Source organism: Amycolatopsis sp. DG1A-15b (assembly GCF_030285645.1).
Classification (GTDB): Bacteria; Actinomycetota; Actinomycetes; order Mycobacteriales; family Pseudonocardiaceae; genus Amycolatopsis.
The window spans coordinates 7853599-7867284 of the sequence record NZ_CP127296.1; the positions used below are offsets into that span (position 1 = coordinate 7853599).

Annotated in this window: 14 protein-coding genes; 11 read left to right on the top strand and 3 right to left on the bottom strand. The window is 69.6% G+C overall.

The annotated features are described in order from the left end of the window. The first annotated feature begins 56 nt into the window (after positions 1 to 56). The 4 genes from QRY02_RS36260 (at position 57) to QRY02_RS36275 (ending at position 3994) form a co-directional block, all read left to right on the top strand. Positions 57 to 971, top strand: a complete 915-nt coding sequence (locus tag QRY02_RS36260; RefSeq protein WP_285987282.1) for an aldo/keto reductase — start codon at positions 57 to 59, stop codon at positions 969 to 971. An 81-nt stretch (positions 972 to 1052) separates the two neighbouring features. Continuing rightward, the gene (locus QRY02_RS36265; RefSeq protein ID WP_285987283.1) at positions 1053 to 1964 is read left to right on the top strand and encodes an SDR family oxidoreductase; all 912 of its coding nucleotides are present in this window, start codon (positions 1053 to 1055) and stop codon (positions 1962 to 1964) included. A gap of 2 nt (positions 1965 to 1966) precedes the next feature. After that, complete coding sequence (locus QRY02_RS36270) at positions 1967 to 2440, top strand: pyridoxamine 5'-phosphate oxidase family protein (protein ID WP_285987284.1); 474 nt, start codon at positions 1967 to 1969, stop codon at positions 2438 to 2440. 81 nt (positions 2441 to 2521) lie between these two features. Further along, positions 2522 to 3994 carry a flavin-containing monooxygenase gene (locus QRY02_RS36275; RefSeq protein WP_285987285.1) on the top strand — a complete coding sequence of 491 codons (1473 nt, stop codon included), beginning with the start codon at positions 2522 to 2524 and terminating at the stop codon, positions 3992 to 3994. Between the two features lie 112 nt (positions 3995 to 4106). On the opposite strand, the gene QRY02_RS36280 is transcribed toward QRY02_RS36275, so the two are convergent. Continuing rightward, positions 4107 to 4385, bottom strand: coding sequence for a YciI family protein (locus QRY02_RS36280; protein WP_285987286.1), 279 nt, complete (start codon positions 4383 to 4385; stop codon positions 4107 to 4109). A gap of 200 nt (positions 4386 to 4585) precedes the next feature. Between QRY02_RS36280 and QRY02_RS36285 the strand changes: the two genes are divergently transcribed. The 4 genes from QRY02_RS36285 to QRY02_RS36300 all read left to right on the top strand — a co-directional run bounded on the left by QRY02_RS36285 (position 4586) and on the right by QRY02_RS36300 (position 7611). Then, on the top strand, positions 4586 to 5158 hold the full coding sequence (locus QRY02_RS36285; protein WP_199191266.1) for an RNA polymerase sigma factor: 573 nt from the start codon (positions 4586 to 4588) through the stop codon (positions 5156 to 5158). Between the two features lie 91 nt (positions 5159 to 5249). After that, positions 5250 to 6401, top strand: coding sequence for an N-acetylglucosamine-6-phosphate deacetylase (nagA, locus tag QRY02_RS36290; RefSeq protein WP_285994019.1), 1152 nt, complete (start codon positions 5250 to 5252; stop codon positions 6399 to 6401). 23 nt (positions 6402 to 6424) lie between these two features. Next, a complete protein-coding gene (locus tag QRY02_RS36295) occupies positions 6425 to 6865 on the top strand; it encodes a hypothetical protein (RefSeq protein WP_285987287.1) in 441 nt (146 codons plus the stop codon). Between the two features lie 44 nt (positions 6866 to 6909). Continuing rightward, positions 6910 to 7611 (top strand): DedA family protein, encoded by a 702-nt coding sequence (locus tag QRY02_RS36300; protein WP_285987288.1) that lies wholly within the window; start codon positions 6910 to 6912, stop codon positions 7609 to 7611. A gap of 10 nt (positions 7612 to 7621) precedes the next feature. Here QRY02_RS36300 and QRY02_RS36305 read toward each other — a convergent pair whose 3' ends face one another. Continuing rightward, entirely contained in the window at positions 7622 to 9013 is a 1392-nt protein-coding gene (locus QRY02_RS36305; RefSeq protein ID WP_285987289.1) for an FAD-binding oxidoreductase, read from the bottom strand. A gap of 73 nt (positions 9014 to 9086) precedes the next feature. Next, entirely contained in the window at positions 9087 to 9512 is a 426-nt protein-coding gene (locus QRY02_RS36310) for a PPOX class F420-dependent oxidoreductase (protein ID WP_285987290.1), read from the bottom strand. A gap of 186 nt (positions 9513 to 9698) precedes the next feature. Between QRY02_RS36310 and QRY02_RS36315 the strand changes: the two genes are divergently transcribed. The 3 genes from QRY02_RS36315 to QRY02_RS36325 are packed head-to-tail and all read left to right on the top strand — an operon-like array spanning position 9699 to position 13632. Continuing rightward, complete coding sequence (locus QRY02_RS36315) at positions 9699 to 10223, top strand: MarR family winged helix-turn-helix transcriptional regulator (protein WP_285987291.1); 525 nt, start codon at positions 9699 to 9701, stop codon at positions 10221 to 10223. Next, positions 10220 to 12814, top strand: a complete 2595-nt coding sequence (locus tag QRY02_RS36320) for an MFS transporter (RefSeq protein WP_285987292.1) — start codon at positions 10220 to 10222, stop codon at positions 12812 to 12814. The genes QRY02_RS36315 and QRY02_RS36320 overlap by 4 nt, the downstream gene beginning before the upstream one ends. Beyond that, positions 12811 to 13632 (top strand): YceI family protein, encoded by an 822-nt coding sequence (locus QRY02_RS36325; protein WP_285987293.1) that lies wholly within the window; start codon positions 12811 to 12813, stop codon positions 13630 to 13632. Before QRY02_RS36320 ends, QRY02_RS36325 begins: the two co-directional genes overlap by 4 nt. The last annotated feature ends 54 nt before the right edge of the window (positions 13633 to 13686 follow it).

The following is a 13686-nucleotide window of genomic DNA, read 5'->3' on the forward strand; positions in this document are numbered from 1 at the left end:
TCCAACGCGTGGGACGGCGATTTTCCTCCCGGGATCGGCGAATTACTGTCGAAGACATGACCAAGCTGGGAAACACCGACCTCGACGTGTACGGGCTCAACCTCGGCGGCAACGTCTTCGGCTGGACGGCGGACGAACCGCAGTCCTTCGCCGTGCTCGACGCCTACACCGCGGCCGGCGGCAACTTCGTGGACACCGCCGACCTCTACGGCGGCGGGGGCGGCTCCGAGGAGATCCTCGGCAACTGGCTGGCCGCGCGCGGCCACCGTGACGACGTCGTCGTCGCGACCAAGGTCGGCATGTGGGACGGCCGGCCGGGCCTCTCCGCGAAGAACATCCAGGCCGCGGCGGAGGACTCGCTGCGCCGCCTCAAGACCGACCACATCGACCTCTACTACGCGCACCGGGACGACCCGGACACCCCGCTCGAAGAGACCCTGACGGCGTTCGACGCACTGGTCCGCGCGGGCAAGGTCCGCTACCTCGGCGCGTCCAACTACAGCGCCGACCGGCTCGCCGAAGCACTGTCCGTTTCGGACCGGCATGGCCTCGCGCGGTACGCCGTGCTGCAGCCGCACTACAACCTCGTCGAGCGGGACTACGAACGCGACCTCGCCCCGCTCGTCGAGCGCGAAGGCCTCGCCACGCTGCCGTACTTCGCCCTCGCGAAGGGCTTCCTCACCGGCAAGTACCGCACGAAGGACGACACCGTCGACAGCCCGCGCGCCGCCCGCGCTTCGTCCTACTTGGACGGTAATGGTGCGCGCGTACTGGCCGAGCTCGACGAAGTCGCCGAGGCGCACGGGGTTTCGGTCGCCACGGTGTCGCTCGCGTGGCTGCGGCAGCAGCCGACGGTCGCCGCGCCGATCGCCAGCGCCCGGACGCCCGAGCAGCTCACCGACCTGATCGCCTCGGTCTCCCTGGAGCTCACGGACGCGGAGCTCACCGCACTGGGCGAAGCCGGCCGCTGAACATACTCACGGGTAGCTTACTGCGGGTAAGTTGAGGTACGGTGCCCTCCGAGAGCGCCGATCGACGTCCAGGAGGGCACCGTGGCCAACCCGTTTTCGCTGCTGAGCGGCACCAAGAAGGTCGACGGCAAGGTCGTGCTGATCACCGGCGCCGCCCGCGGCATCGGCGCCGGGCTCGCCGAGCGGCTGGCCGCGCGTGGCGCCAAGGTCGCCCTCGTCGGCCTCGAAGCCGGCGAACAGGAGAAGGTCGCCGACCGGATCGGGCCGAACGCGCACGCCTGGGAAGCCGACGTCACCAGCTGGGACGCCCTCAACGACGCAGTCACCGGTGTCGTCGAGCACTTCGGCGGGATCGACATCGTCATCGCGAACGCCGGCATCGCGACCGCGGGCTTCGTCCGCTCGGTCGACCGGGCCGCGTTCGAGAAGGTCATCGAGGTCGACCTGCTCGGCGTCTGGCGGACGTTCCGCGTCACGCTCCCGCACGTCATCGAGCGCAAGGGCTACCTGCTGGCGATTTCATCGCTCGCCGCGATCACGCACGCGCCGGGGATGGCCAACTACTCCGCCGCCAAGGCCGGCGTCGAAGCCTTCTCGAACAGCCTGCGCGCCGAGGTCGCCCACCTGGGCGTCAAGGTCGGCGTCGCGCACCCGACGTGGATCCGCACCGACCTCGTCGAGAGCGCCGACGCGCACCCGGTGTTCGGCAAGCTCCGCGCGTCGATGCCCGGACTGATCGGCAAGACGTACCCGCTGGACGTGGCCCTGGACGACCTCGAAGCGGGCATCCTCAAGCGCGCCCGGACCATCCACGTGCCGCGGTGGGTCGGCGGCCTCAAGCTGTTCCGCGCGTTCCTCCCGCCGATCGTCGAGATCGGCTCGCGCAGCCGGGTACCTTCGGCGGACAAGGCCGCGCTGGCCGACATCGAGGCGCGCGGCGCGTTCGAGTCGGCGGTCACCGGCCACGGCGGGCGGGCCGCCACCAAGGGGTGAAGATGTCCCGTCGCGACCAGATCAGGATGACCGAGGACGAGGTCCGCGCCTACCTCGCGGAGCAGAAGGTCATCAACGTCGCCAGCATCGGCCCGAACGGCCGCCCGCACCTCGCGCCGCTCTGGTACTTCCCGCACGAAGACGGTGTCGCGACCTGGACGTACGGCACGTCGCAGAAGGCGAAGAACTTCCGGCGGCTGCCGGAGGCGACCGTGCTCGTCGAGGACGGCGACAGCTACGAGAAGCTGCGTGGCGTCTCGTTCGAGGCCGACGTCGAGATCGTCGAGGACACCGCCGAGGTCACCCGGATGGGGACGGCGCTCATGCAGCGGTACTCGGGAGCCAAGCAAGGTGACCCTGCGTCGGCCGAGCTGCAGGCCTTCATCGCCGGTCAGGCCACCAAACGCGTCGGGCTGGTCTTCCGCCCGACCAAGGTGGTCAGCTGGAACCACGGCAAGCTCGGCGGAACGTACTGATCAGTAGCAGGTACTTCCAAGTAACTGTTACCTGAGGTAACGTCATCCGGACAGGATCCCCGACGCAGCGGAGGCCGACAGATGACCGAGCGGTTCAAGGTCGTGATCGTGGGCACCGGGTTCGCCGGGCTCGGCCAGGCGATCCAGCTCGAGAAGGCCGGCATCCGGGACTACGTGATCCTGGAGAAGGCCGCCGAGGTGGGCGGCACCTGGCGGGACAACTCCTACCCCGGCTGCGCCTGCGACGTGCAGTCGCACATGTACTCGTTCTCGTACGAGCAGAACCCCGGCTGGTCGCGGTCGTTCTCGCCGCAGCCGGAGATCTTCGACTACCTCAAGGGCGTCGCGGACAAGTACCGGCTGCGCGAGAAGATCCGCTTCGGCGTCGAGCTCACCGGCGCCCACTGGGACGAGCGGGAACGCCGCTGGACGGCGACGACCAGGGACGGCCGCGAGTTCGTCGCGCAGTTCCTCGTCTCCGGCGTCGGCGGCCTGCACATCCCGCAGATCCCCGACCTGCCCGGGATCGCGGAGTTCAAGGGCCAGACCTGGCACTCCGCGCGCTGGAACCACGAATACGACCTGCGCGGCAAGAAGGTCGCCGTGGTCGGCACGGGCGCCAGCGCCGTCCAGTTCGTCCCGAAGATCGCCCCCGACGTCGCCGAGCTGACGCTGTTCCAGCGGACGCCGCCGTGGATCATGCCCAAGCCCGACCACGCCATGCCGTCGTGGGCGCGGACGCTGTTCAAGCGCGTGCCCGGCACTCAGCGCCTCTACCGCAACGCGCTGTATTGGCTGCTCGAAGCGCGGGCCATCGGCTTCAACGGCCACCCAGCGATCATGAAGGCCGGCGAGCTGATCGCGAAGCGGAACATCGCGAAGGGCATCAAGGACCGCGCGCTGCGCAAGAAGGTCACGCCGGACTACACGATGGGCTGCAAGCGCGTCCTGATCTCCAACGACTACTACCCGGCGCTGGCCCGGCCGAACGTCGACGTGAACACGGCCGGGATCAAGGAGGTCAAGGCGCACTCGATCGTCGACTCCGCCGGGGTCGAGCACGAGGTCGACGCGATCGTCTACGGCACCGGCTTCAAGGTGACCGACGCGCTGGAGTACCTCGACATCACCGGCGTCGACGGCCGCAACCTCGCCAAGGAGTGGGCGGCCGAGGGCATGCGGACCCACAAGGGCATCACCGTGTCCGGCTACCCGAACCTGTTCTTCCTGCTCGGCCCGAACACCGCGCTCGGCCACAACTCCGTCGTGTTCATGATCGAGTCGCAGGCGCGGTACGTCGTCGACGCCATCAAGCTCGCCGACTCCCGCGGTGCCGCCGCCCTCGACGTCCGGCCGGGCGTGCAGGACGAGTTCCAGCGGGAGATCCAGGACAAGCTGGTCAAAGGCGTCTGGACGCAGGGCGGCTGCAAGAGCTGGTACCTCGACGCCCAGGGCGTGAACCGGACGATCTGGCCGGGCTTCACCTGGCGCTACTGGCTGGAGACGCGCAAGGTCGACCCGGCCGACTACGAGCTGTCCGGCCGGGCGTCGTGACGTCCGGCGCGTGCGCACCGCAGACCGGAACCTTTCGCTGATCATCGAAACGATCCGCCCCGAAGCCGACGGCGTCGTGAGCCTGCGACCTGCGCGGCACCACGTGCTCGGCCTATGACGGCAGCCAGGCGCCGATCACCGGCTTGAACTCGCGGACGGACCGCTGCGCGACGACTCCTTCCAGGAAGTACGGGTCCCGGTCGAGCGTCTCCTTCAGGTGCGCCTCGTCGTCGGCCTGGTACAGGGTGATGCCGCCGGTGCCGTCGCCGAGCGGCCCGGCGATCGCGACGCGGCCCTCTTCGGCCAGCTTGGTCAGGAACTCGCGGTGGCGCGGCCGGACCTCCAGCAGCTTCTCCTGGACGTAGGTGATTTCGACGAGGAACCAGGCCATGTGGATCTCCGGGGTGGGCGCGGGCGGGTCGGCCCCGACGCTACCCGTGTCACGGTTCTGTACCAGCATCCGATCTGTGGCACCGGCATCTGAACCCGATAGGCTGGGCGTGCGTCAGTACCTGTGTGAGCGCTGTGAATACCGTGAACCTGCTGACGCGGCACACCGTGCAAACCGGGGTCGAGAACAGGCAGGGGTTCATGCTCGAGGGCAATGCGGAACGCAGCGTCGAGGCGACCCTCGGCCACCTGCGGGTCATGGACGGTCCGGCCCCGGCGCAGGCGCCGACACCGCTGACCCTCGAAGACCTCTACCGCCAGCACCGCATGCGGCTGGTCCGGCTGGCGATTCTGCTGGTGGACGAGCCCGCGACGGCGGAAGACGTGGTGCAGGAGGCCTTCACCGGCCTGCACCGCAACTGGGGCAGGCTCCGGGACGCCGCGGCCGCGGTCGGCTACCTGCGGACCGCGGTGGTCAACGGGTCGCGCAGCGTGCTGCGCCGCCGCAAGACGGCCCGCGAGTACGTGCCGCCGCACGCGGTGAACGCGCGCTCCGCGGAGAGCCTCGCGATGCTCTCCAGCGAGCACCAGGCCGTGGTCAGCGCGCTGTCGAAGCTGCCGCCCCGCCAGCGCGAAGTGCTGGTGCTGCGGTACTACGGCGGACTGAGCGAGGCCGAGATCTCTGAGGCCGCAGGCATCTCCAAGGGTACCGTTAAATCGACCGCCAGCCGGGCGCTCGAGGCGCTCCAGAAGGCCATGCAAGCCCCACAGTGACCCGGGTGGACCATTCCGATCACTGAGTCGTATCACCATGCTTGGTCCAGACCAATATATGCTGGGGTGCGTGAGAGGCGCCGGAGATTTCGTGATCATGGGCGGCCGGGTCGCCGCCCCGGACCGTTTACTCGACGACGGCTGGGTGGCCGTGTCCGACGGGCGGATCGCCGGTGTGGGTTCCGGGACCCCGCCGTCCGGCGAGCACGTGGACGTCGGCGGGGCGCTGGTCGTGCCCGGGTTCGTCGACACCCACTGCCACGGCGGGGGAGGTGCTTCGTTCACCTCCCTCGATCCCGAGGAACTGCTGACGGCGGTGCGAGCGCACCGCCGTCACGGCACCACGACCATGCTCGCCAGCCTGGTCTCGGACCCGGTGGACATCCTGCGTGAGCAGGTCGCGGCGCTGCGTGAGCTCGCCCAGGACGGCGAGGTCGCGGGCATCCACCTGGAGGGGCCGTTCATCTCGAAGGCCCGCTGCGGCGCGCACGACCCGGAGACGCTGCTCGAACCGGACACCGGCACGGTCGAGAAGCTCCTGCGCGCGGGTCAGGGCGCGATCCGGATGGTGACCATCGCCCCCGAGCTGCACGGCGGCGTGAAGGCCGTCCGCCAGCTGGCCGAGTCCGGCGTGATCGCCGCCATCGGGCACACCGACGGCGTCGAGGAGCAGCTGCTGCCGGCGATCGACGCGGGTGCGACGGTGGCGACCCACCTGTTCAACGGCATGCGGCCGCTGCACCACCGCGAGCCCGGCCCGGTCGGCGCGCTGCTGGACGACGAGCGCATCACGATCGAGCTGATCTGCGACCTGGTCCACCTCCACCCGACGGTGGTCCGCCTGGCGGCCAAGCACGCGGGCCGCAACCGGACGGTCCTCATCACGGACGCGATGTCGGCCACCGACGCCGCGGACGGCCGCTACACGCTGGGCCGCCTCGAGGTCGACGTCCACGACGGCGTCGCCACCCTCGCCGACAACGGTTCGCTGGCCGGCAGCACCTTGACGATGGACACCGCCTTCCGCAATCTGGTCCGGGGTGCGAAACTCGGCATCCTCGACGCGGTGCACGCGACGTCGCAGCGGCCCGCGGAGCTGCTCGGCATCGCAGACCGGACCGGGATGCTGTGCTCCGGTTACCAGGCCGACATCGTGGTCCTCGACCAGGACCTGCGGCCCGCGAAGGTGTTGCGCCGGGGAGAATGGGTCGCCGAGGTGGGTACGGCTACCTTGAGTACGTAGGTGTTGCGAGCGGACGGGCGGAGATGAGCGAGCCGAAGGACCCCGAGCAGCTGCTGGCGGACGCCCTTCGCGCGCAAGCCGTCTTCGCACCGCAGGTGTCGCCACCGCCCCCCAAGGCGTCCGACACGTCTTCGTCGGCACCGGCCGCGCCGACGTCTTCGGCGTCTGCAGCGTCTTCGGCGACCGGAGCGCGCGGGGCCGAGCCGGCCACCGACGCGGTCCCGACCAGCGCGATCAACGAGCTGCCGTCGGCGTACGGGCTGCTCTCGGGGGCGAGCGCGGACTCACTGGAGCGCGAGCGCGCGGCCCTGGAAGCGGAGGCGCCGACGACGTTCGCCCCGCGTCCGCCGGAGCCGGAACCGGTGCGGACGTCGGCGCAGCTGCCCGCGTACTGGATCTTGTTGCTGGCGGTGCTGCTGGGGCTCGCCGCGGGGTCCGTGGTCGGCCTGCTCACGCTGGTCTGACGGGTCTCAGTAGCGACTCAGGGTGACCCTGTACCGTTTTTGAAGTGATTCTCGCCCAGAGCACGGTCAACACGATGTCGCTGCTGCCGTCATGGCTGGACCCGCAGCACCTGCTGAGCGGTCTGACGACACCGGTCATCGCGGTGCTGTGCCTGATCATCTTCATCGAGAGCAGCATCTTCCCGGTCCTGCCGGGTGATTCACTGCTGTTCACGGCCGGCCTGTTCATCGCGAACGGAACGCTGAACGCCCCGTTGTGGCTGGTCTGCGTCCTGGTGACGGCGGCGGCCCTGCTCGGCAACGTGACCGGTTACTACATCGGCTACTTCGTCGGCCCGAAGCTGTTCAACCGCCCGGACTCGAAGTTCTTCAAGCGCGAGTACGTGGACAAGACGCACGAGTTCCTGGAGAAGCACGGCCCCAAGGCGGTCGTGCTGGCCCGGTTCGTCCCGTTCGTCCGCACGTTCATCACCTGGATCGCGGGCATCGGCCGCATGGACCCGAAGCGCTACTTCACGTACACGGTGCTCGGCGGCATCCTGTGGGCCGCGGGCATCACGATCCTGGGTTCGCTGCTGGGCAACATCGGGTTCATCCGGGACAACGTCGACGCGATCTTCGTGCTGATCGTGCTGGTGTCGGTGGTGCCGATCGCGCTGGAGTACCTGAAGTCGCGGCGCGAGAAGAAGGCGGTCGCGGAGACCGACCCCGAGGTCACGCAGCGGATCCCGCGCATCAAGGACTGAGGCACCCGGCTCAGGTCATCGAGAACATCGAGCCCGGGTTGAACAGGTTCTCCGGGTCCAGCGCCCGCTTGATCTGCTGGTGCACCCGCAGCCCCACCGGCCCGATCTCGCGGGCCAGCCACTCGCGCTTGATCTTCCCGATCCCGTGCTCGCCGGTCACCGTCCCGCCGAGCGAGAGCCCCACCTCGAGGATCTCGTCGAACGCCCGCTGGGCCCGCTCGAACTCGTCCGGGTCGTCCGGCTGGTACACGATCGTCGGGTGCATGTTGCCGTCGCCGGCGTGACCGACCACCGCGATGCGCAGCCCCACCTCGGAACTGATCTTCTCGCACCCGCGGATCAGCTCCGCGATCCGCGTCCGCGGCACGCAGACGTCGTCGGTCAGCCACAGCCCGTACGTCTCCAACGCCGTCAGCACCACCCGGCGGGCGTGCAGGAGCATCCGCCCCTCCTCCAGGTCCTCCGTCGTGTACGCCAGGTCCGCGCCGCAGTCCAGGCAGATCTGCTCCAGCGCCGCCAGCTCGCGGCGGGCCACTTCGCCGCCCGCGTCCGACTGCCCCAGCAGCAGGGCCTGGCAGTCCGACCCCGCACCCAGGTCCGTCTTCAGGTACGCCTCCGACGCCTTGATCGACGACGCGTCCATGATCTCCAGCAACGACGGCACGAGACCTTCGCGCACGACCCGGGCGACGGCCTCCCCCGCCGCTTCGGTCGTGCTGAAGCCCGCGACCAGCGTCGCCGGGGCTTGGGGCAGCGGCTTGAGCTGGACCGTCGCCTGCGTGATCACGCCGAGCGTGCCCTCGCTGCCCACGAACAGCCGCGCCAGGTCGTAGCCCGCGACGCCCTTCACCGTGCGGCGGCCGGTCTTCAGCAGCGATCCGTCGGCCAGGACGACCTCCAGGCCGAGCACCGAGTCCGTCGTCACCCCGTACTTCACGCAGCAGAGGCCGCCGGCGTTGGTCGACAGGTTGCCGCCGATCGTGCACCAGTCGTAGCTGGACGGGTCCGGTGGGTAGAACAGCCCGTGCTTCTCGACGGCGTTGCGGAAGTCCAGGTTGACCACGCCCGGCTGCACCACCGCCAGCCGGTTGCCCGCGTCGATCTCGACGATCTCGTTCAGCTTGGTCAGCGACAGCGTGACGCAGCCGTCGATGGCGTTCGCCGCGCCGGACAGGCCGCTGCCCGCCCCGCGCGGCACGATCGGCACCTTGGCCTCGGCGCACGCCTTGACGACGGCCTGCACCTCCGCGGCGTTCGCGGGCAGGACGACGGCGAGCGGCGTGCCCGAAGGCGCCAGCGGCATCATGTCGCGCGCGTAGGAGCCGGTGACGTCGGAGTCGGTGAGCACGGCGCCCTTGCCGAGCAGGGCCCGGAGCCGGGTGACCAAAGCTTCGTTGCTCATGGCCTCATCGTAAGCCCGAACAGTCCGCAGTGCGGAAATCTTCTTTCGAAACCAGCCGCAACGGAGCAGTGGGTCAGCGGACCAGGCCCAGCAGCTTCTCGATGTGAACGGTCAGCAGCACCCGCTGGTCGGTGACCATGGCCGCGCGGTACTCCGCCCAGTCCGGGTGCTCGCCCGCCGCGCGCCGGTAGTAGTCGACCAGCGCTTCCACCGTGTCGTCCTCGGGTGCGGCGGCCGGCGCCGTGAGCGAAGCGCGCCCCTCGGCGACGACGTAGCTCCAGCCGTCCTCGCTGCTCACGTGGAACGTCACCCGCGGGTCCCGGCGCATGTTCTTCGTCTTCGCCCGGGTCTCGGTGATCGACGCGATCAACGTCGCCGATCCCGGGTCGTGGAGGTAGGTGATCGTGGACAGCTGCGGCCGGCCGTCGCGGCGGATCGTGGCGAGGACGCCGTGGCGGTGGGCGGCGAGGAAGTCCTTCAACGCTGTGTCGTCGGTCATACCGTTCTCAACCCACCGGGCACGCCGTTGTTCCGGCGGCAACCCGGGAGAAATGTGCTTGCATACGACAACTAAAGTGTGTTCTGCCACATCACGAGGTACTCCGCTTGCATAACCGCTAGTGAAGGCACATCCTTGCCTGAGGCAACTAGTTGCAGCCGCCAACCAACGCCTTGAAGGATCACCATGGCACCGAACACCACCCGGCCCACGGCCGAGCTGGACCTCGCCGACCAGCTCGGGCACGAGCTCGTCCGCCTGGTCCGGCTGATCAACAAGGCGAAGACGCAGGTCTCCAAACAGGGGCCGGACGGCATCGAGCGGGCGGCGTACGCGATCCTCTTCACCCTCATCCACGAAGGCCCGCAGCGCACCAGCAGGCTGGCCGAGTCGCTCCACTCCGAGATCTCCACGATCAGCAGGCAGTCGAGCTCGCTCGTGCAGCACGGCCTGGTCGAGCGCCAAGCCGATCCCGAAGACGGGCGGGCGTGCCTCCTCGCGCCGACGGCCGAGGGCATGCGGGTGTTCGAAGAGAACCGCAAGCAGCGCAACAAGTGGCTGGCCGAAGTGCTCGGGGACTGGACCGACGGGGACATCCAGACCCTGAACCGCCTCTTCGGCCGGCTCAACACAGGTATCGAGAACCACTCTCCACAGCTGGCCGACGCGCAAGCGTCCGCCGGTGCACCGGCCAAGGGGGCCAACGCATGAGCACCACCACCGTCGAACAACCCGTGGCGAAGGAACCACCACGGCTGAGCCACCGCCAGATCGTCACGATCCTGAGCGGCCTGATGTGCGGCATGTTCCTCGCCGCGCTCGACCAGACGATCGTCGGCACGTCGATCGTCAAGATCGCCAACGACCTGCACGGCTTCGACCTGCAGGCCTGGGCGACCACGGCGTACCTGATCACCTCGACGATCGTCACGCCGATCTACGGCAAGCTGTCGGACATCTACGGCCGCAAGCCGTTCTACCTGGCCGCGATCACGATCTTCGTCGCCGGTTCGCTGGCCTCGGCCTTCGCGCAGTCGATGTACCAGCTGGCCGCGTTCCGCGCGGTGCAGGGCCTCGGCGCCGGCGGCCTGATGTCGCTGGCCATGACGATCCTCGGCGACATCGTGCCGCCGCGTGAGCGGGCCAAGTACCAGGGTTACATCCTCGCGGTGTTCGGCCTGTCCACCGTGCTGGGCCCGGTGCTGGGCGGCTTCTTCGCCGGCATCGAGCACGCCGGCAGCATCTTCGGCTACGACATCCACGGCTGGCGCTGGGTCTTCCTGATCAACGTCCCGATCGGCATCGCCGCGCTGTTCGTCGTCGCCCGCGTGCTGAACGTGCCGCACATCCCGCAGAAGCACAAGATCGACTGGTGGGGCGCCCTCGCTCTGGTCGTCGCGGTCGTGCCGTTCCTGATCGTCGCCGAGCAGGGCCAGAAGTGGGGCTGGGGCGACGGCAAGTCGATCCTTTGCTACGTCGTCGGCGGCGTCGGCGTGATCGCGTTCATCGCGGTCGAACGGTGGATGCAGGACGCCGCGCTGATCCCGCTGCGGCTGTTCAAGAACTCGACGTTCACCGTGGCGATCATCGGCGGTGTCATCGTCGGTGTCGCGATGTTCGGCGCGATCACGATGATCCCGCAGTTCATGCAGGTCGTGCAGGGCTACACGCCGACCGAATCCGGGCTGCTGATGCTGCCGCTGATGGCGGGCATCATGACCAGCTCGATCGTCTCCGGGCGGATCACCGGGAAGACCGGTCGCTACAAGGTCTTCCCGATCGTGGGCACCCTCATGATCGCCGCCGGCGCGTTCTTCTTCGCGCAGGTCGAATACGACTCGCCGGTGTGGCACCCGCTGGTCGCGGCCGCCATCATCGGCCTCGGCCTCGGTCAGTGCATGCAGACGCTGATCATCGCGGTGCAGAACGCGGGCCCGCGCAGTGACATGGGCGTCTCGACCGCGTCGGCGACGTTCTTCCGCCAGATCGGTGGTACCGCCGGTGTCGCGATCTTCCTGACGGTCCTGTTCAACACGCTGATGCCGAACATCACGAAGGCGTTCGGCGGGCAGCTGCCGGCCGGCGCCGGCGCGAGCGTCGGCAACCTGTCCGAGAACACCAGCGTGATCCAGACCCTGCCGGAGGCGATCAAGACGCCGATCCTGATCGGCTTCACCGACTCGATCACCACGGTGTTCTACATCGCCGGTGCGGTGGCCCTGCTGGCCACGGTGGTCCTCCTGTTCATGAAGGAGATCCCGCTGACCAACGCGGCCCCGGCCGCGGCGGCCATGGAGGGCGGCGAGGCGCTGCTCGAGGAGGACGACTTCGCGGACGCGCCGACCGAGATCGTCGAGCCGGTGCGCCCGGTCGACCGTGAACCCGCTCTCGTGGGCGGTGGCAAGCACGCGCTGAGCACCAACGGACACGGTGACTACCAGGCCGTTTCCGGCGCGTTGCCGATGCCGATCACGAACTCCGTCGCGGACTCCGAGGTCGACACCCCGGTCGGCGCGGGCGGCCTGCCGGTGACCGGCCACGTCCGGCGGCAGGACGGCAGCCACGTCTCCGGCGCGGCGCTGACCCTGATCGACCAGCGCGGCCGCCAGGTCGCACGGGCCACCGGGGCTCCCGACGGCAGCTACTCGGTGCCCAGCCAGGGCCCGGGCGCGTACGTGCTCATCGTGTCGGCGCACGGCCACCAGCCGCAGGCCTCCAGCGTCGTGATCAGCAACGGGCCGGCGACGGTCGACGTCACGCTCACCGGGTCCGGCGAGCTGACCGGCACCGTGCGGGCAGCCTCGACCGGCCAGCCGCTGCCGAACGTGACGGTGACGCTGACCGACGGCCGCGGCGAGGTGAACGGCGCGTTCATCACGACCGCGGACGGCACCTACGCCTTCGTCGGGGTCGGCGCCGGGGCCTACACCCTGGTCGCCAGCGGCGCGGGCTACCGGCCCTTCGCCGTGACGCTGACCGTGCCCGACAGCGGCGTCCTGCGCCACGACGTCGAGCTCGCCAGCTCGGTACTGCTCGCTGGCACCGCGCGGACCGAGGGCGACCGGGTGGTCCCGGACGCGCGGATCACCGTGCTCGACGCCGAAGGCAACGTGGCGGCGGTCGCGCGGACCGACGGCGAAGGCCGGTACGTAGTCAGCGACCTGCCCGCGGGCGCGTACACCGTGGTCGCGAGCGGCTACCCGCCGGCGACCAGCCAGGTGGAGCTGACCGGCGGCGAGGCGGGCCACGACGTCCGGCTGAGCTACGACCAGGCCCTCGACGAGCTGGTCGACCGCTCATGACCGGCTTGCGCGCGACCTTCCGCACGGCCGAGGGCTGGGCGGTGGAGCACGCGGTGCTCACCGTCACCGACCCGGCCGGGCGGCAGGTCGCCCGGCAGGCGGCCGACGTCCGAGGGGAAGTCGTCACCGACGCGCTCGCGCCGGGTGTCTACACCGCCGTCGTCACCGCGGCCGGGTACACCCCGGTCGCGCGGACGGCCCAGATCGCCTCGGACGGCAGCGGCTCGCTCGGCGACGTCGTGCTGGCCCCGGTCGCCGAGGCGATCGAGCTGCCGCCCCCCGGGCCGTGGGTGATCGACCCGATGCACTCGTCGGTGGTCGCGACCGCGCGGCATTTGGGCATCGCGAGCATCAAGGCGCGGTTCCCGGACGTCTCCGGCCGGATCGAGATCGGCCGCCCGGCCGAGCGGTCGTCGGTGCACGCCGAGATCAAGGCGGCGAGCATCGACACGAACATCCGGATGCGGGACGACCACCTGCGCTCGCCGGACTTCCTGGACGTCGACGTGCACCCGGTGATCACGTTCACCAGTACGGGGCTGCGGCAGCGCGGCGCGGACTCGTGGACGCTGCTGGGCGAGCTGACGCTGCACGGCGAGCGCCGCGAGATCGAGCTCGAACTGACCTACGGCGGCTGGGGCCCGGACCCGTGGGGCGGCGTGCGCGTCGCGTTCCACGCCGAGACGACGCTGCACCGGAACGACTTCGCGATCAACTACAGCGCGATGGTCCGCGCCGGCGTCGCGGCGGTCGGCACGACGGTGAAGATCGAGCTGGACGTCGAAGCGGTGCAGGGCGAGGCCCTGCCGCAGTTCTGAAGTCACGCTCTTCCGGAGGCCCTCTCACCGCTGGTGAGGGGGCTTTCACCGTTG